Annotated in this window: 13 protein-coding genes; 3 read left to right on the top strand and 10 right to left on the bottom strand. The window is 64.7% G+C overall.

Annotated features, from left to right (window positions below):
* Positions 1 to 31: 31 nt before the first annotated feature.
* The 10 genes from AAFN46_RS19825 to AAFN46_RS19780 form a co-directional block, all read right to left on the bottom strand.
* Positions 32 to 709: a CsgG/HfaB family protein gene (locus AAFN46_RS19825; RefSeq protein WP_347810419.1), complete on the bottom strand. Its 678-nt coding sequence runs from the start codon at positions 707 to 709 to the stop codon at positions 32 to 34.
* Positions 710 to 737: 28 nt separating this feature from the next.
* Positions 738 to 2,429 (bottom strand): ShlB/FhaC/HecB family hemolysin secretion/activation protein, encoded by a 1,692-nt coding sequence (locus tag AAFN46_RS19820; protein WP_347810418.1) that lies wholly within the window; start codon positions 2,427 to 2,429, stop codon positions 738 to 740.
* Positions 2,430 to 2,889: 460 nt separating this feature from the next.
* A complete protein-coding gene (locus AAFN46_RS19815) occupies positions 2,890 to 3,768 on the bottom strand; it encodes an ABC transporter permease subunit (protein ID WP_347810417.1) in 879 nt (292 codons plus the stop codon).
* Entirely contained in the window at positions 3,765 to 4,646 is an 882-nt protein-coding gene (locus AAFN46_RS19810; protein ID WP_347810425.1) for an ABC transporter permease subunit, read from the bottom strand. The genes AAFN46_RS19815 and AAFN46_RS19810 overlap by 4 nt, the downstream gene beginning before the upstream one ends.
* A 17-nt stretch (positions 4,647 to 4,663) precedes the next feature.
* Positions 4,664 to 5,818: a polyamine ABC transporter ATP-binding protein gene (gene potA, locus AAFN46_RS19805; RefSeq protein WP_347810416.1), complete on the bottom strand. Its 1,155-nt coding sequence runs from the start codon at positions 5,816 to 5,818 to the stop codon at positions 4,664 to 4,666.
* Positions 5,819 to 5,931: 113 nt separating this feature from the next.
* Positions 5,932 to 6,981 carry a polyamine ABC transporter substrate-binding protein gene (locus AAFN46_RS19800; RefSeq protein WP_347810424.1) on the bottom strand — a complete coding sequence of 350 codons (1,050 nt, stop codon included), beginning with the start codon at positions 6,979 to 6,981 and terminating at the stop codon, positions 5,932 to 5,934.
* A gap of 261 nt (positions 6,982 to 7,242) precedes the next feature.
* Positions 7,243 to 8,343, bottom strand: a complete 1,101-nt coding sequence (locus tag AAFN46_RS19795; protein WP_347810415.1) for a polyamine ABC transporter substrate-binding protein — start codon at positions 8,341 to 8,343, stop codon at positions 7,243 to 7,245.
* Positions 8,344 to 8,462: 119 nt separating this feature from the next.
* Complete coding sequence (locus AAFN46_RS19790; RefSeq protein ID WP_347810414.1) at positions 8,463 to 9,836, bottom strand: aspartate aminotransferase family protein; 1,374 nt, start codon at positions 9,834 to 9,836, stop codon at positions 8,463 to 8,465.
* An 80-nt stretch (positions 9,837 to 9,916) separates the two neighbouring features.
* Complete coding sequence (locus AAFN46_RS19785) at positions 9,917 to 11,275, bottom strand: glutamine synthetase family protein (RefSeq protein WP_347810413.1); 1,359 nt, start codon at positions 11,273 to 11,275, stop codon at positions 9,917 to 9,919.
* Positions 11,276 to 11,365: 90 nt separating this feature from the next.
* Positions 11,366 to 12,118, bottom strand: coding sequence for a gamma-glutamyl-gamma-aminobutyrate hydrolase family protein (locus AAFN46_RS19780; protein ID WP_347810412.1), 753 nt, complete (start codon positions 12,116 to 12,118; stop codon positions 11,366 to 11,368).
* Positions 12,119 to 12,395: 277 nt separating this feature from the next.
* Here AAFN46_RS19780 and AAFN46_RS19775 point away from each other — a divergent pair, with 277 nt between their 5' ends.
* From AAFN46_RS19775 to AAFN46_RS19765, 3 genes are all read left to right on the top strand, one after another.
* Positions 12,396 to 13,775 (top strand): glutamine synthetase family protein, encoded by a 1,380-nt coding sequence (locus tag AAFN46_RS19775; protein WP_347810411.1) that lies wholly within the window; start codon positions 12,396 to 12,398, stop codon positions 13,773 to 13,775.
* A gap of 120 nt (positions 13,776 to 13,895) precedes the next feature.
* Positions 13,896 to 14,954 (top strand): extracellular solute-binding protein, encoded by a 1,059-nt coding sequence (locus tag AAFN46_RS19770; RefSeq protein WP_347810410.1) that lies wholly within the window; start codon positions 13,896 to 13,898, stop codon positions 14,952 to 14,954.
* A 221-nt stretch (positions 14,955 to 15,175) separates the two neighbouring features.
* Entirely contained in the window at positions 15,176 to 16,090 is a 915-nt protein-coding gene (locus AAFN46_RS19765) for a glutamate/aspartate ABC transporter substrate-binding protein (protein ID WP_347810409.1), read from the top strand.
* Positions 16,091 to 16,194: the final 104 nt, after the last annotated feature.

Here is a 16,194-nt window from a genome sequence, read left to right as displayed (position 1 = left end):
AACTACTGCTCCCTTGCTAGGTCGATGGCTCTTACTGGGCTTGCGGCTTCCAGGCGCCGCTCTCGATGGCGTTCACCAGCTTGTTCACGGCCTCGCGCATGGCCAGGTCGAGAACCTTGCCGTTCAGGGTCGAGTCGTAGCTGGCGGTGCCGCCGAAGCCGATGATCTCGCGGTTGGACAGGGCATACTCGCCGGCGCCCTGGCTGGAGTAGACGACTTCCGAGGTGGCGATGTTGACGATGTTCAGCGCGACCTTCGCGTAGGCCACCTGCGTTTTGCCGCGGCCGAGGATGCCGAACAGCTGCTGGTCACCGACTTCCTTGCGGCCGAACTCGGTGACATCGCCGGTCACCACGAAATCGGCGCCCTTGAGGCGCTGGGCCTGCCCCTTGATGGCCGCCTCCTGCTGGATCTCGCTCATGTTGTCGCGGTCCAGCACGTTGAAGCGGTTGGTCTGCTGCAGGTGGGTGATGAGGATGGTCTTGGCCTGACCGCCGAGGCGGTCGACGCCGTCGGAGAAGATGCCGCGCATGTAGCTGGAGCGGTTGTCGAACTTGCCCACGGCGATGGGCGCGCGCACGCCGCTGTAGGGCCGGTTGACGCTCTCCACCTGTTGTACCGGCAGGGCGGTGGAGGTTTCGGTGGCGCAGCCCGCCAGCCCCAGCAGGGCGGCCGCGACCAACAGGTTTCTCGTTGCTTTGGCGTGCATGCATCTCTCCTTGAGATAGCTGGAATCGTTAGAAGAACAGGTCGATACGGAAGTACAGCGGGTGCTCGCGGCGCTCGATCACGTCCGGGCGTTCCAGCGAGCGGGCCAGGGTCAGGCTGGCGGCCAGGTGCTGGCCGCGGGCGCTGAACTCGAAGGCATTGCCGGACATGCGTCCGCGCAGCTCCGGGTTGTAGCGCTCGCCATGGATGACGCCGAGGTCGTAGGCGAAGGCGACGCCGTATTGCTGCAGATAGGGTTGCAGCGGGGCCCAGGTGACGGGGCGCGTCCAGCGCAGTTGGTTGCGCCAGTAGCCGCCGCTGTCGCCGGCCAGCGACTGCTCCTTGAAGCCGCGCACCGAGGCCAGGCCGCCGATGCTGATGCGCTGCGGGCTGTACAGCACATCCTCGCTCCATTGGCCGTTGGCCAGGCTGTCGAAGCTGAAGGACTCGCCCCACAGCTGAAACGGCTGCAGGTAGCTGAGGGTCAGGCTGTACTTGTTGTAGCGCGCCACCGGCTGGCCGTGGCGCGGGTCGCCTTCGCGCTGCGCGTCCAGGGCGCCGATGCCGTGCTGCCAGCCGATATCGGCGTTGACGAAGGCGCTGCCGATGCGGCGGCCGTGGTTGAAGCCGAGCTGGGCCTCGGACAGGCGCTGGCTGGAGACATCGAGCAGCGCGTTGTCCAGGTAGTTGCGCGTGCGCAGGTGGCTGATGCCGGTGTTGATGCTGGTCTTGCTCAGGGCGTCGCGGTGCAGCAGGCGCTCGGCGCGTAGCGCATGGGTGCGGCTCTCGCCATCCATCTCGAAGACGAAGCCGGCGCCCTCGGTCTGGTTACGGTAGTAGCTCTGGCTATAGCTGTAGCTGAAGGTCCACCAGCCGTAAGGCAGGCTGTAGGAGAGGCTCTGGCTGTCGGAGTGGCGGAACTCGTCGCTGACTGCGTCCAGGCCGCCGCGCAGGCTGAGCTGGTCGGCCAGGCCGAGCGGGCTGTCCCAGTCCAGGCCCAGACCCCACTGCTGCTCGCCGGTGCTGATGTCGCCGTCGTTGTGCCGACTGAGCGAGACCCGCCAGGGCTTGCTCGGCTCGCCCTTGAGCTGCACGCGGCTGCCGCCGACCTCCGCGCCGGGCAACAGCTCCAGCTGCGCGGGGCGCGAGGGCAGACGGTTGAGCTGGTCCACCAGCTGTTCCAACTCGCGCAGATTGAGGCGCTCGCCGACCCTGCCGGGAAAGCTCATGGCCAGTTCGCGCTCGCTGGCGATGGCGGAGCTATCCAGACCCTCCAGGCGCCCTTCGACCACCAGCACGTCCAGCTCGCCATCGCTCAGGTCCTGCTGCGGCAGGTAGGCCCGCGAGGTGACATAGCCGCGCTCGATGTAGTGCTGAGTGATGGCCTTGAGCAGCTCGTTGAGCTGGCCGCTGCCCAGGCAACGATTGACGAAGGGTTCGAGCAGCTCGCGCTGTTCGGCCGTCGAGAGCAGGCTGGCACCTTGCAGGCGGATGGTCGCGATCTCGAAGCAGCGCTCGTCTGCGCCGGGGGCCACCGGCTGTTCCTGCTGCTGGCCGGGCAGTTGCTGCAGCTCCTGCAGGCGCTTGTGCTGTTCGTCGAGCAGGCGTTGCTGGCGATCGCGAATCAGGTCGCGCTCACCGGGCAGGGGCTGCTGGGCCAGCGAGTAGGAGCAGAACAGGGAGAAACCAACAAAAACGGGGGCGAACAACTGCAAACGCATGCGACCAGTCCTTGGCCATTACTGGCATTCCGACATCAAAACGGGTGCACATTTTTTATACAACGCGCGCGACGGGCAAGCGCTTTCCTTGCCTTACCCGGCAAAAGGTGATGCGTTTCACATTTTCTCGGGCAGCGAAAAAGGCCACCCGCAGGTGTAATGCTGTGCACTTAGCGGCATTGCGCTCGGCCGAACTTTGATTGAGTCGGCACCGCGGCTGTTGTTCTCCCTCTGGGAGGGGGCTGGGCGGGCCGCGGGCGGATGAGGGCCAGGCAACGAGTAGGCGATAGTCCCTCACCCCCAGCCCCTCTCCCGGCGGGAGAGGGGAGCGCTCTCAAGGCACCGCGACATCGCTGCTGGCCAAGCCAGAAAAACGCCGCGACTCTGTAAAGAAATCGCGGCGTTTTCTTAAGTGAACAGCATTACACCCGCAGGTGTCCCCTGTCCTGTTGCGCCGGAATCAGGCCGCCTGGGCCGGTTTCCAGTTGTTGCCGGTGACCTCCTCGGCCATCGACTCCATCGCCTGCTGGATGGCGCGCTTGCGGCGCTCCTCGGCGCGGCGGGCGAAGTACCAGGCGAAGAAGGTGAAGATCGACACGGTCAGCAGGATCAGGCTGGCCACCGCGTTGATCTCCGGCTTTACGCCCAGGCGCACGGCGGAGAAGACTTCCATCGGCAGGGTGGTGGAGCCCGGGCCGGAGACGAAGCTGGCCAGTACCAGGTCGTCCAGCGACAGGGCGAAGGACATCATGCCGCCGGCCGCCAGCGAGGGCGCGATCATCGGGATGGTGATCAGGAAGAACACCTTCCACGGCTTGGCGCCCAGGTCCATGGCCGCTTCCTCGATGGACAGGTCCAGCTCGCGCAGGCGCGCCGACACCACCACCGCCACGTAGGCCGAGCAGAAGGTGGTGTGGGCGATCCAGATGGTCAGCAGGCCGCGCTCGGCCGGCCAGCCGATCAGCTGGGCCATGGCCACGAACAGCAGCAGCAGCGACAGACCGGTGATCACTTCCGGCATCACCAGCGGCGCGGTGACCAGGCCGCCGAACAGGGTGCGGCCCTTGAAGCGGGTGACCCGGGTCAGCACGAAGGCGGCCAGGGTGCCCAGCGCCACGGCGGCGATGGCGGTGTAGCAGGCCACCTCCAGCGAGCGCATCACCGAGCCCATCAGCTGGCTGTTGTCGAGCAGGCCGACGTACCACTTGATCGACCAGCCGCCCCACACGGTGACCAGCTTGGAGGCGTTGAAGGAGTAGATGACCATGATGACCATGGGCAGGTAGATGAACAGCAGTCCGACCCACAGCATGACTGTGGAGAAGCTGAGCTTTTTCATGCGCGGCCCTCCATTTCCTTAGCTTGGTTGCGGTTGAACCAGATGATCGGCCCCATCAGGATCAGCAGCATGATCACCGCCAGGGCGGAGGCCACCGGCCAGTCGCGGTTGTTGAAGAACTCCTGCCACAGCACCTTGCCGATCATCAGGGTCTCCGGGCCGCCGAGCAGTTCGGGGATGACGAACTCGCCCACCACCGGGATGAACACCAGCATGCTGCCGGCGATGATGCCGTTCTTCGACAGCGGCACGGTGATCTTCCAGAAGTTGTTGAAGTTGCTCGAGCCCAGGTCCGAGGCGGCTTCCAGCAGGCTCATGTCGTGCTTGACCAGGTTGGCGTAGAGCGGCAGGACCATGAACGGCAGGTACGAATAGACGATGCCGATGTACACCGCCAGGTTGGTGTTGAGGATCTGCAGCGGCGCGTCGATCACCCCGATGCTCTGCAGGAAGCCGTTGAGCAGGCCGTTGTTGCTGAGGATACCCATCCAGGCGTAGACGCGGATCAGGATCGCGGTCCAGGTCGGCATCATGATCAGCAGCAGGAACACGGTCTGCGCTTCCTTGCTGGCGCGGGCGATGGCGTAGGCCATCGGGTAGCCGATCAGCAGGCACAGCAGGGTGCTGACGAAGGCCATCTTCAGCGAGCCGAGGTAGGCCGCCAGGTACAGTTCGTCCTCGGAGAGGAAGATGTAGTTGCCCAAGTTCAGCATGATCTGCAGCTGGTTGTCGGCCCAGCTGTAGATCTCGGTGTAGGGCGGGATGGCCACGTCGGCTTCGGCGAAGCTGATCTTCAGGACGATGAAGAACGGCAGCAGGAAGAACAGGAACAGCCAGAAGAAGGGCACGCCGATCACCGCATGCCGCCCCTTGGGCAGATAGCGCATCAGTTTGCTCATGATTGCAGTACCACGCCGCTGTCGTCTTCCCAGTACACCACCACGGCGTCGTCCCAGGTCGGGCGCTTGCCGCGGCGCTCGGCGTTGGCGATGAAGCACTGCACGATCTGCCCGGAGGTCAGCTTGACATAGTACACCGAGTGGCCGCCGAGGTAGGCGATGTCGTGCACGGTGCCGTTGCACCAGTTGTAGTTGGCGTGCTCGTGGTCGGCCGGCAGCTCGCTGGCCATCAGCAGCTTCTCCGGACGCAGGGCGTAGCTGACCCGCTTGTCCTCGGCGCGGGTGGTGACGCCGTGGCCGATGTAGATCGGCTTGTCCAGCTGCGGGCAGGTGATGATGGCGTGGTCGGTCTCGTCGGTGGTGATCTCGCCGTCGAACAGGTTGACGCTGCCGATGAACTCGCAGACCAGGCGGCTGGCCGGGGTCTCGTAGATGTCCACCGGGCTGCCGGTCTGGGCGATCCAGCCGAGATGCATGATGGAGATGCGCTGGGCCATGGTCATGGCCTCTTCCTGGTCGTGGGTCACCATCACGCAGGTCACGCCGACGCGCTCGATGATCTCCACCAGTTCCAGCTGCATCTGCGAGCGCAGCTTCTTGTCCAGCGCGCCCATCGGCTCGTCGAGCAGCAGCAGCTTGGGCCGCTTGGCCAGCGAGCGGGCCAGGGCCACGCGCTGGCGCTGGCCGCCGGACAGCTGGTGCGGCTTGCGCTTGGCGTACTGGGTCATGTGCACCAGCTTGAGCATCTCGGCCACGCGCTCGTCGATCTCGGCCTGCGGCAGCCGGTCCTGCTTGAGGCCGAAGGCGATGTTCTGCGCCACGGTCATGTGCGGGAACAGGGCGTAGGACTGGAACATCATGTTGATCGGCCGCTCGTAGGGCGGCATGTCGGTGATGTCCTCGCCGTCCAGCAGGATGCGCCCGGAGGTCGGCCTTTCGAAGCCGGCGAGCATGCGCAGCAGGGTCGACTTGCCCGAGCCGGAGCCGCCGAGCAGGGCGAAGATCTCGCCCTTGTTGATGGTCAGCGAGACGTCGTCGACGGCGACGGTCTCGTCGAACTTCTTGGTCACGCGATCGATCTTGACCAGCACCTCCTTGGGTTGCTGGTTGCCCTCGAGGGCTTTCTTGTAGGCGCTGGAGGCGACAGCCATTTCCAAAACTCCCGGGAAAACTGGGTCGTGGACCCGAACATGATCTGCCGCATGTGACGCGGCGGGTCCGTACGGCGGGCCCGGCCCGCCGTACGGTGTGCTTCAGTGAGTGCTTACTTGCCCGACTTGATTTTGGTCCAACTGCGAGTCATCTGGCGCATGATCTTCGGCGGCAACTCCGTCGAGATGTAGAGTTTGCTCATGACTTCCGCGCTTGGGTAGATGGAGGGGTCATTACGCACCTCCTGATCCATCAGCTTGTCGGAGGCCGGGTTGGGGTTGGCGTAGCCGACATAGTCGCTGATCGGCGCTATTACCGCCGGATCCAGCACGTAGTTCATGAAGGCATGGGCTTCCTTGGGGTTCGGGGCGTCGGCCGGGATGGCCATCAGGTCGAACCACAGGTTGGCGCCTTCCTTGGGAATGCTGTAGGCGATCTCGATGCCCTTGCCTGCCTCTTCGGCGCGCGCGGCGGCCTGGAACACGTCGCCGGAGTAGCCGAAGGCGACGCAGATGTTGCCGTTGGCCAGGTCGGCGATGTACTTGGAGGAATGGAAGTAGGTCACGTAGGGACGCAGCTCCATCAGCTTGGCTTCGGCCTTCTTGTAGTCGTCCGGCTGTTTGCTGCGCGGATCGAGGCCCAGGTAGTTGAGGATCGAGGGGAACATTTCGTCCGGCGAGTCCATGAAGGCCACGCCGCAGCTGCTCAGCTTCTTCAGGTTCTCCGGTTCGAACATCACCGCCCAGGAGTCGACCTCGTCGATGCCCAGCGCGGCCTTGACCTTCTCGACGTTGTAGCCGATGCCGTTGGTGCCCCACAGGTAGGGAACGGCATAGAGGTTGCCCGGGTCGTTGGTCTCCAGCTGCTTGAGCAGCGCCGGGTCGAGGTTCTTCCAGTTGGGCAGCAGGGAGCGGTCCAGCTTCTGGAAGGCGCCGGCCTTGATCTGCTTGCCGAGGAAATGGTTGGACGGCACCACCAGGTCGTAGCCGGTACGGCCGGCCAGCAGTTTGCCTTCCAGGGTTTCGTTGGAGTCGAAGACGTCGTAGCTCGGCTTGATGCCGGTGGCCTTCTCGAAGTCCTCGAGGGTGGTTTCGCCGATGTAGTCACTCCAGTTGTAGATATGCACGGTCGGTGCGGCCTGAGCGGCCCCTGCCATGCCCATCACGACTGCAGCGGTGATCAGGGTTTTGCGGAAGGAAGTTCGCACACGTCGGTCCTCTTTCTTGTTGATCTGGCAGGCCAAAAACCGCGGCCCGGAGTTGGAGGTGAATCTATCTGCCTATCCCTGACGCCCACGCCGATCGCCCAGCCGCCTGCCCACGGAGCTGTGTGGGGCTCGTGTATGACGGTGATCGATTGAGGTCATGGGGCCTCCTGGCGGGCTCCGGCGGGAGCACCCGCCGGAGGGTGTCGCTGTTGTCTGTTACTTGCCGGACTTGATGGTGGTCCAGCTACGGGTCATGGCGCGCTGCACCTTGGCCGGCAGATCCGGGAAGGCGTACAGCTTGGCCATGGTGGTCTCGCTCGGGTAGATACCCGGGTCGTTGCGGATGGCCTCGTCAACCAGTGCGGTGGCGGCGGCGTTGCCGTTGGGGAACTGCACGAAGTTGGTGATCTCGGCCATGATCTTCGGCTTCATCAGGAAGTTCATGAAGGCGTAGGCCGCTTCCGGGTTGGCGGCGTCCTTCGGCATGGCGATCATGTCGAAGAAGGTACCGGCACCTTCCTTGGGAATCTTGTAGGCCACGCTCACGCCGGCGCCGGCTTCTTCGGCGCGGGACTTGGCCTGGTACACGTCGCCCGAGTAGCCGACCGCCACGCACAGGTTGCCGTTGGCCAGGTCGGAGATGTACTTGGAGCTGTGGAAGTAGGTGATGTGCGGACGGATCGTGAGGAACAGCTGCTCGGCGGCCTTGAGTTCCTTGCTGTCCTGGCTGACCGGGCTGTGGCCCAGGTAGTGCAGGGCGATCGGCAGGATCTCGGTCGGCGAGTCGAGGAAGGACACGCCACAGGACTTCAGCTTCTCGATGTTCTCCGGCTTGAACAGCAGATCCCAGGAGTCGACCGGGGCGTTCTCGCCCAGCACGGCCTTGACCTTCTCCGGGTTGTAGCCGATGCCGATGGAGCCCCACATGTAGGGGAAGGCGTACTGGTTGCCCGGATCGGAGACTTCGACGGTCTTCAGCAGGTTGCCGTCGAGGTTCTTCCAGTTCGGTAGCTTGGACTTGTCCAGCGGCTGGTAGACGCCGGCCTTGATCTGCTTGGCCAGGAAGTTGTTGGAGGGCACGACCAGATCGTAACCGGACTTGCCGGCCAGGAGCTTGGCTTCCAGGGTCTCGTTGGAGTCGAAGACGTCGTAGACGACCTTGATGCCGGTTTCCTTGGTGAACTTCTCGACGGTATCCGGGGCGATGTAGTCCGACCAGTTGTAGACGTGCAGCACCTTTTCCTCGGCCTGCGCCACGCCGGCCACGGTGCTCGCCAGGGTCATGGCGAGCAGGGTCTTACCGAAGGTCTTGATCATGCGGTTAGCTCCATTGTCGATTGTAGTATCCAAAGGTTGCGTCGCCTGAGCGACGCACCCTCCGGTGAGCCTGGCCAACGCTCATGCAGTCTGGCAAGGTCGAGCCCGAGGCTCAAGCCTTACACCAGCACCGCGCGGGCGGTCAGATCGAGGCACTTGCGCGCCTTTTCCAGCAGTTCGTCGATCTCGTTTTTGCTGATCACCAGGGGCGGGGCGATGATCATGGTGTCGCCCACGGCGCGCATGATCAGGCCATTGTCGAAGCAGTGGCCGCGGCAGATCATGCCGACACCCATCTCGCTCGGGAAACGCTCGCGGGTCTGCTTGTTCTTCGCCAGCTCGATGGCGCCGAGCATGCCCACGCCGCGTACCTCGCCCACCAGCGGATGATCCGCCAGCTCACGCAGGCGTTCCTGCAAATAGGGTGCCGTTTCCGCCTTCACCCGCTCGATGATGCTCTCGTCGCGCAGGATGCGCAGGTTTTCCAGGCCCACGGCGGCCGCCACCGGATGGCCGGAGTAGGTGAAACCGTGGTTGAAGTCGCCGGCGGCATTGATCACCTGGTACACCTTGTCGCTGACGATCAGGCCGCCCATGGGCACGTAGCCGCTGGTCATGCCCTTGGCGATGGTGATCAGGTCCGGCTTGTTGCCGTAGTACTCGCTGGCGAACCACTCGCCGGTGCGGCCGAAACCGCTGATCACCTCGTCGGCGACGAACAGGATGTCGTACTTGGCGAGGATCTCGCGGATGCGCGGCCAGTAGCTGTCCGGCGGGATGATCACGCCGCCGGCGCCCTGGATAGGTTCGGCGATGAAGGCGGCGACGTTGTCCTCGCCGACTTCGAGGATCTTCTTCTCCAGCTGGTCGGCGGCCCAGATGCCGAACTCTTCCGGGCTCATGTCGCCGCCCTCGGCGAACCAGTAGGGCTGCGGGATGTGCACTATGCCCGGAATCGGCAGATCGCCCTGTTCGTGCATGTACTTCATGCCGCCGAGGCTGGCGCCGGCCACGGTGGAGCCGTGGTAGCCGTTGTGGCGGCTGATGATCACCTTCTTCTGCGGCTGGCCTTTGCTCGCCCAGTAGTGGCGCACCAGGCGCAGCATGGTGTCGTTGCCTTCCGAGCCGGAGCCGGTGAAGAACACATGGTTCATGCCGGCCGGCGCGACTTCGGCGATGGCCTTGGCGAACTCCAGCACCGGCGGGTGGGCGGTCTGGAAGAAGGTGTTGTAGAACGGCAGCTCGCGCATCTGCGTCGCCGCCGCCTGCACCAGCTCCTCGCGGCCGTAGCCGACGGCCACGCACCACAGGCCGGCCATGCCATCGAGGATCTTGTGGCCTTCGCTATCCCAGAGATACACACCGTCCGCCTTGGTGATGATGCGCGGGCCCTTCTCGTGCAGCTGCTGGTAGTCGCTGAACGGCGCGAGATGGTGCTCACGGCTCATGGCCTGCCATTCGCGGGTTTTCGGGTTGGTCACATTGCTGGTCATAACAACACCTTTATTGCTCGGGGCGCCGGCGGCGCCCCGCTGAAATTCTCGGCAGCGGGCGCCGGGGCGCCCGCTCCGTATCACACCGATAGCAGGAGGAACTCGCGCTCCCAGGAGCTGATCACCCGCTTGAAGTTCTCGTGCTCGGCGCGCTTGACCGCGACATAGCCGCGCACGAACTTCTCGCCCAGGTACTTCTCGGCGTCCTTGCAGGCTTCCATGCGCTCCAGCGCGCTTTCGATGGTCACCGGCAGGCGCAGGTTACGGCGCTCGTAGCCGCGGCCCTTGACCGGCGCGCTGGGGTTGAGGCCCTCGACCATGCCGATGTAGCCGCACAGCAGCGAGGCAGCCAGCACCAGATAGGGGTTGGCGTCGGCGCCGGCCAGGCGGTTCTCCACCCGGCGGTTCTGCGGGCCGGCTTCCGGCACGCGCAGGCCGACGGTGCGGTTCTCCTCGCCCCACTCGACGTTGACCGGCGCCGAGGTGTCCGGCAGGAAGCGGCGGAACGAGTTGACGTTCGGCGCGAACAGCGGCAGCACCTCGGGGATGTACTTCTGCAGGCCGCCGATGTGGTGCATGAACAGCTCGCTCATGCTGCCATCGGCGTTGGAGAACAGGTTCCTGCCGGTCTCGATGTCGACCACGCTCTGGTGGATGTGCATGGCGCTGCCCGGCTGATCGGTGATCGGCTTGGCCATGAAGGTCGCCGCCACGTCGTGCTTGAGCGCGGCCTCGCGCATGGTGCGCTTGAACACGGTGATCTGGTCGGCCAGATGCAGGGCGTCGCCGTGACGGAAGTTGATCTCCATCTGCGCCGGGCCGTCTTCGTGGATCAGTGTGTCGAGATCCAGGTCCTGCATCTCGCACCAGTCGTAGACGTCCTCGAACAGCGGGTCGAACTCGTTGGCGGCGTCGATGGAGAAGCTCTGGCGGCCGACTTCCGGGCGGCCGGAGCGGCCCATCGGCGCCTCCAGCGGGAAGTCCGGGTCGCTGTTGCGCTTGGTCAGGTAGAACTCCATCTCGGGCGCGACGATCGGCTTCCAGCCCTTGTCGGCGTAGAGCTTGAGCACTTTCTTGAGGACGTTGCGCGGCGACAGCTCGATGGGGTTGCCCTGCTTGTCGAAGGTGTCGTGGATCACCATCGCGGTCGGCTCGATGGCCCAGGGCACGAGGAACACGGCGTTTTCGTCCGGACGGCAGAACATGTCGATGTCCGCCTCGTCGAGCAGCTCGTAATAGATGTCGTCCTCGACGTAGTCGCCGGTCACGGTCTGCAGCAGCACGCTCTCGGGGAGGCGCATGCCCTTCTCGTCGAGGAACTTATTGGTCGGCGAGATCTTGCCGCGGGCGATGCCGGTAAGATCGCTGATCAAGCATTCAACTTCGGTGATTTTGCGTTCTTTCAGCCAGCCGGTGAGCTGGTCGAGCTTGCTAGTCATAAAGACCTCAGGGTTATAGAGCGGCTACTGCGGACCGGTTAGAGCCTAGCGAACCTCTGGGGTTTCGCCGCTCGCCGGGTGCTCACCTACTCAGCGTTGCCCCGCCTTCTTCCTGCATGCCTCACCAAAGGCCTGGAAGATGGCGAGATAATTCGGGTTGGATCGTACCTGCCACTCCGGGTGCCACTGCACCCCGAGCGCGAAGCTCGGCGCACCCTCGACGGAGAAGGCTTCGATCAACCCGTCAGGCGCCAGTGCTTCTACGCGAAGGCCCGGCGCCAGACGCTGAACGCCCTGGCCATGAATGGAATTGACTGGAATCTCGCTCGGCAAGCCGAGGCCGGCGAGCACGCCGCCCGGCTGCACGCTCACGGCGTGGCGGGTGGCATATTGAATCTCGACCGGCTCGTCGGCCGGCTCGCGGTGGTCCAGCATGCCGGCCACTTCCTGCACGCGCTGGTGCAGGCTGCCGCCGAAGGCCACGTTGATTTCCTGGAAGCCGCGGCAGATGCCCAGCACGGGAATGCCGGCGGCGATGGCCTTGCGGATCAGCGGCAGGGTGGTGGCGTCGCGGGCACTGTCGTGCAGCGTGCCCGCCGCGCTGGCCGGGCCACTATAATGATGGGGCTCGACGTTGGACGGCGAGCCGGTGAACAGCAGGCCGTCGATGCTGGCCAGCAGGGTGTCCTGATCGATCAGCTCGCCCAGGGCCGGAATCACCAGGGGCAGGCCCCCGGCCCCCACCGCGACGGCGCGGACATACTTGTCGCCGACGATATGGTTGGGATGCAGGCCCACCTGCTTGGTGCAGGCGGTGACGCCGATGATCGGCAGGCGCGACATGGGACACCTGTTTTATTGCTGTTGTTAGGTTGAGGCCGAGATTAGCCTTGTTCAATTTTTTACACAATAGGGTTGTAAAAAATCAAACACAGTACGGCGAACACCAGGTACGCCTAGGCTGACCGGGCGGTCCGGAAACCCGGAAATGCCCTGCAACTGGCCGTCGCGCCCAGTTTTAGGGCAGAATGCAGGACTATTGACAGCCCTGGGTGTTTGAGATTGACTCACAGCCATGCGCTTGCATGATTGAAATTTTTAACAATAAAGGTGTTGCATCATGTCGGTACCCCCGCGTGCCGTTCAGCTCAACGAAGCGAACGCGTTCCTCAAGGAACATCCCGAGGTCCAGTTCGTTGACCTTCTGATTGCAGATATGAATGGCGTCGTGCGCGGCAAGCGCATCGAGCGCAACAGTCTGCACAAGGTCTATGAGAAAGGCATCAACCTGCCGGCCTCGCTGTTCGCCCTCGACATCAATGGCGCCACCGTCGAGAGCACCGGCCTCGGCCTGGATATCGGCGACGCCGACCGCATCTGCTTTCCCATCCCCAACACCCTGTGCTACGAACCCTGGCAGAAGCGCCCCACCGCCCAGCTGCTGATGACCATGCACGAACTGGACGGCCAGCCGTTCTTCGCCGACCCGCGCGAAGTGCTGCGCCAGGTGGTGCAGAAGTTCGACGACATGGGCCTGAAGATCTGCGCCGCCTTCGAGCTGGAGTTCTACCTGATCGACCAGGAGAACGTGAATGGCCGGCCGCAGCCGCCACGCTCGCCGATCTCCGGCAAGCGCCCGCAGTCGACCCAGGTGTATCTGATCGACGACCTCGACGAATATGTCGACTGCCTGCAGGACATGCTCGAAGCCGCCAAGGAACAGGGCATTCCGGCCGACGCCATCGTCAAGGAGAGCGCCCCGGCGCAGTTCGAAGTCAACCTGCATCACGTCGAGGACGCGATCAAGGCCTGCGACTATGCCCTGCTGCTCAAGCGCCTGATCAAGAACATCGCCTACGACCACGAGATGGACAGCACCTTCATGGCCAAGCCCTATCCGGGCCAGGCCGGCAACGGTCTGCATGTGCACATCTCGCTGCTCGACAAGAAGACCGGCAAGAACATCTTCGCCAGTGAGGATCCCCAGCAGAACGCCGCGCTGCGCCATGCGGTCGGCGGTGTGCTGGAGACCCTGCCGGCCTCGATGGCCTTCCTCTGCCCCAACGTCAACTCCTACCGCCGCTTCGGCGCCAACTTCTATGTGCCGAACGCGCCGAGCTGGGCGCTGGACAACCGCACCGTGGCCGTGCGCGTCCCCACCGGCAGCCCGGACGCCGTGCGCATCGAGCACCGCGTGGCCGGCGCCGACGCCAACCCCTACCTGATGATGGCGGCCATTCTCGCCGGCGTGCACCACGGCCTGACCCAGCAGATCGAGCCGGGCGAGCCGATCGAGGGCAACGCCTACGAGCAGCTGGAACCGAGCCTGCCGAACAACCTGCGCGACGCCCTGCGCGAACTGGACGACAGCGAGGTGCTGAACAAGTACATCAGCCCGGACTACATCGACATCTTCGTCGCCTGCAAGGAAGCCGAGCTGCAGGAATTCGAGACCACCATCTCCGATCTCGAATACAACTGGTACCTGCATACCGTTTGACGCAACACCCGACGCCGGCCCAGTGCCGGCGTCGTTTTATCCGGCACCAACACTTCCCTGGCTGCCAGCGCGCCTGCGTGCGGTGGCGAAGCCTTGCCCATGCTCACCCAGGAGGTCGTCATGTCCCGTATTCTCGCTCCACTGCTGTTGGCCCTCGCTCCGGGCCTGGTCGCCGCCGCCGACAGCATCCGGGTGTACAACTGGAACGACTACATCGCGCCGCAGGTGCTGGAGGACTTCACCAAGGCCACCGGCATCGCCGTGGAGTACCGCACCTTCAGCACAGACGAGGAACTGGATCGCGCCCTGGACAGCGGCGAGAGCATCGACGTGGCCGTGCCCTCGCACGACGAGCTGCCGGCGCTGATCGCCGCCGGCAAGCTGCAGGCGCTGGACCTGGCCCTGCTGCCGGGGCGCAAGCACCTGGACAAGCAGCTGCTCAGCAAGCTGGCCGCGGTCGACCCGCGCAACCGCTACGCGGTGCCCTACCTGTGGGGCGCCGTGGGCCTGGCGATCAACGTGCCGCAGGCCGAGGCCGCCTTCGGCGGGCCGCTGCCGGCCAGCTGGAGCCTGCTGTTCGACCCGGCGCAGAGCGCCAGGCTGGCCGCCTGCGGCATCAGCGTGCTGGATGCGCCGGACGAGATGCTCTACGGCCTGCTCAACTATCAGGGCCGCAGCCTGGCCAACAGCTCGCCCGGACGCATCCGCAAGGCCGGCGAGACGCTGCAGGGGCTGCGCCCCCATCTGCGCTACGTGGACAGCGAGCGCTACATCGAGGATCTCAACAAGGGCGAGTTGTGCGTGGCCCTGGCCTGGGTCGGCGACGCCCTGGCGGCCAACGATGCCGGGCAGCCGGTGCGCTTCGTGGTGCCGGAGGAGGGCTCCTCGCTGTTCATCGACAACCTGGTGATCCCGGCCAGCGCCCGGCGCGCCGACCTGGCGCACCGGTTCATCGACTACCTGCTGCGCCCCGAGGTGGCGGCGCTGATCACCGCCGAGGTGCTCTACCCCAGCGCCAACGCCGACGCCCGCGAGTTCCTCGACCCGGCCCTGCGCGACCAGCCCGGCCTGTATCCGGACCGCGACACCAAGCGCCGGCTGTTCGCCCTGATGCCGCTGCCGGACAAGCTGAAGAGCTCCCGCGACGAGGTGTGGAACCGCTTCCGCGACGGCGGCTGAGGCGGCGCCACGCATTCGGTTTTCCGAACGGCGCGGGCGAGGGCGTTCGCCGAGCCGAACGGCGGCGCCCGAATTGGCGCCTGGCATGAATAAACAAATCTTTAAATTTCAATGGCTTATGTCATTGATGCGGTACTGGCACAGTCCCTGCTCTAGTCCTTCTCGCTACGATGGCCGCCGCGGTCATCGGTCGCCCGACAACAACAACAGCGAGAACCAGCATGACCAAGAGCATCCTTTCCCGCGCCATCGGCCTGGCCCTGGTCGCCGGCCTGTGCAGCACTGCGGCCCTGGCCGAGGAACTGACCGGCACCCTGAAGAAGATCAAGGACAGCGGCACCATCGTCCTCGGCCACCGCGACGCCTCCATTCCCTTCTCCTACTTCGGCAGCGATCCGCAGCAGCCAGAGGGCTACTCCCACGATCTGCAGCTGAAGGCGGTCGAGGCGATCAAGCGGGAGCTGGGCATGCCCGAGCTCAAGGTGCGCTACAACCTGGTGACCTCGCAGACCCGCATCCCGCTGGTGCAGAACGGCACCGTGGACCTGGAGTGCGGCTCCACCACCAACAACGTCGAGCGCCAGCAGCAGGTCGACTTCTCCGTGGGCATCTTCGAGGTGGGCACCCGCCTGCTGACCAAGAAGACCTCGGGCATCAATGACTTCGCCGATCTCAAGGGCAAGAACGTGGTGACCACCGCCGGCACCACCTCCGAGCGCCTGCTCAAGGCGATGAACGCCGAGCAGCAGATGGGCATGAACATCATCTCGGCCAAGGACCACGGCGAGTCCTTCCTGATGCTGGAGTCCGGCCGCGCGGTGGCCTTCATGATGGACGACGCCCTGCTCTACGGCGAAATGGCCAAGGCCAAGAAGCCGGACGACTGGGCCGTGGTCGGCACCCCGCAATCCTTCGAGATCTACGGCTGCATGGTGCGCAAGGGTGATCCGGCGTTCAAGAAAGTGGTCGACGAGGCCCTGGTCGCCACCTTCAAGTCCGGCGAAGTCAGCGCCATCTACGACAAGTGGTTCCTCCAGCCCATCCCGCCCAAGGGCCTGAACCTCAACTTCCCGATGAGCGACGAGCTTAAGCAACTGGTCGCCAATCCGACCGACAAGGCCGCCGAGCAGCTCTAAGCGCGCCCGGCGTCGGCCGGACGCTCCCCTCTCCCACTTGTGGGAGAGGGGCCGGGGGAGAGGGGCGGCAATACACCCTCTCCCCAGCCCTCTCCCGTAAACGG

Origin of the sequence: Pseudomonas sp. CAU 1711 (assembly GCF_039888625.1) — a bacterium.
In the GTDB taxonomy this organism is placed as follows: Bacteria; Pseudomonadota; Gammaproteobacteria; order Pseudomonadales; family Pseudomonadaceae; genus Aquipseudomonas.
The sequence above is the reverse complement of the archived record's forward strand: the minus strand, read 5'-3'. Positions and strand labels throughout refer to the sequence as shown.

Bases quoted from the DNA above. Each gene is read 5' to 3' on its own strand.
- AAFN46_RS19825 (WP_347810419.1), bottom strand. From the start codon at position 709: ATGCACGCCAAAGCAACGAGAAACCTGTTGGTCGCGGCCGCCCTGCTG.
- AAFN46_RS19820 (WP_347810418.1), bottom strand. From the start codon at position 2,429: ATGCGTTTGCAGTTGTTCGCCCCCGTTTTTGTTGGTTTCTCCCTGTTC.
- AAFN46_RS19815 (WP_347810417.1), bottom strand. From the start codon at position 3,768: ATGAAAAAGCTCAGCTTCTCCACAGTCATGCTGTGGGTCGGACTGCTG.
- potA (WP_347810416.1), bottom strand. From the start codon at position 5,818: ATGGCTGTCGCCTCCAGCGCCTACAAGAAAGCCCTCGAGGGCAACCAG.
- AAFN46_RS19800 (WP_347810424.1), bottom strand. From the start codon at position 6,981: ATGGGCATGGCAGGGGCCGCTCAGGCCGCACCGACCGTGCATATCTAC.
- AAFN46_RS19795 (WP_347810415.1), bottom strand. From the start codon at position 8,343: ATGATCAAGACCTTCGGTAAGACCCTGCTCGCCATGACCCTGGCGAGC.
- AAFN46_RS19790 (WP_347810414.1), bottom strand. From the start codon at position 9,836: ATGACCAGCAATGTGACCAACCCGAAAACCCGCGAATGGCAGGCCATG.
- AAFN46_RS19785 (WP_347810413.1), bottom strand. From the start codon at position 11,275: ATGACTAGCAAGCTCGACCAGCTCACCGGCTGGCTGAAAGAACGCAAA.
- AAFN46_RS19780 (WP_347810412.1), bottom strand. From the start codon at position 12,118: ATGTCGCGCCTGCCGATCATCGGCGTCACCGCCTGCACCAAGCAGGTG.
- AAFN46_RS19775 (WP_347810411.1), top strand. From the start codon at position 12,396: ATGTCGGTACCCCCGCGTGCCGTTCAGCTCAACGAAGCGAACGCGTTC.
- AAFN46_RS19770 (WP_347810410.1), top strand. From the start codon at position 13,896: ATGTCCCGTATTCTCGCTCCACTGCTGTTGGCCCTCGCTCCGGGCCTG.
- AAFN46_RS19765 (WP_347810409.1), top strand. From the start codon at position 15,176: ATGACCAAGAGCATCCTTTCCCGCGCCATCGGCCTGGCCCTGGTCGCC.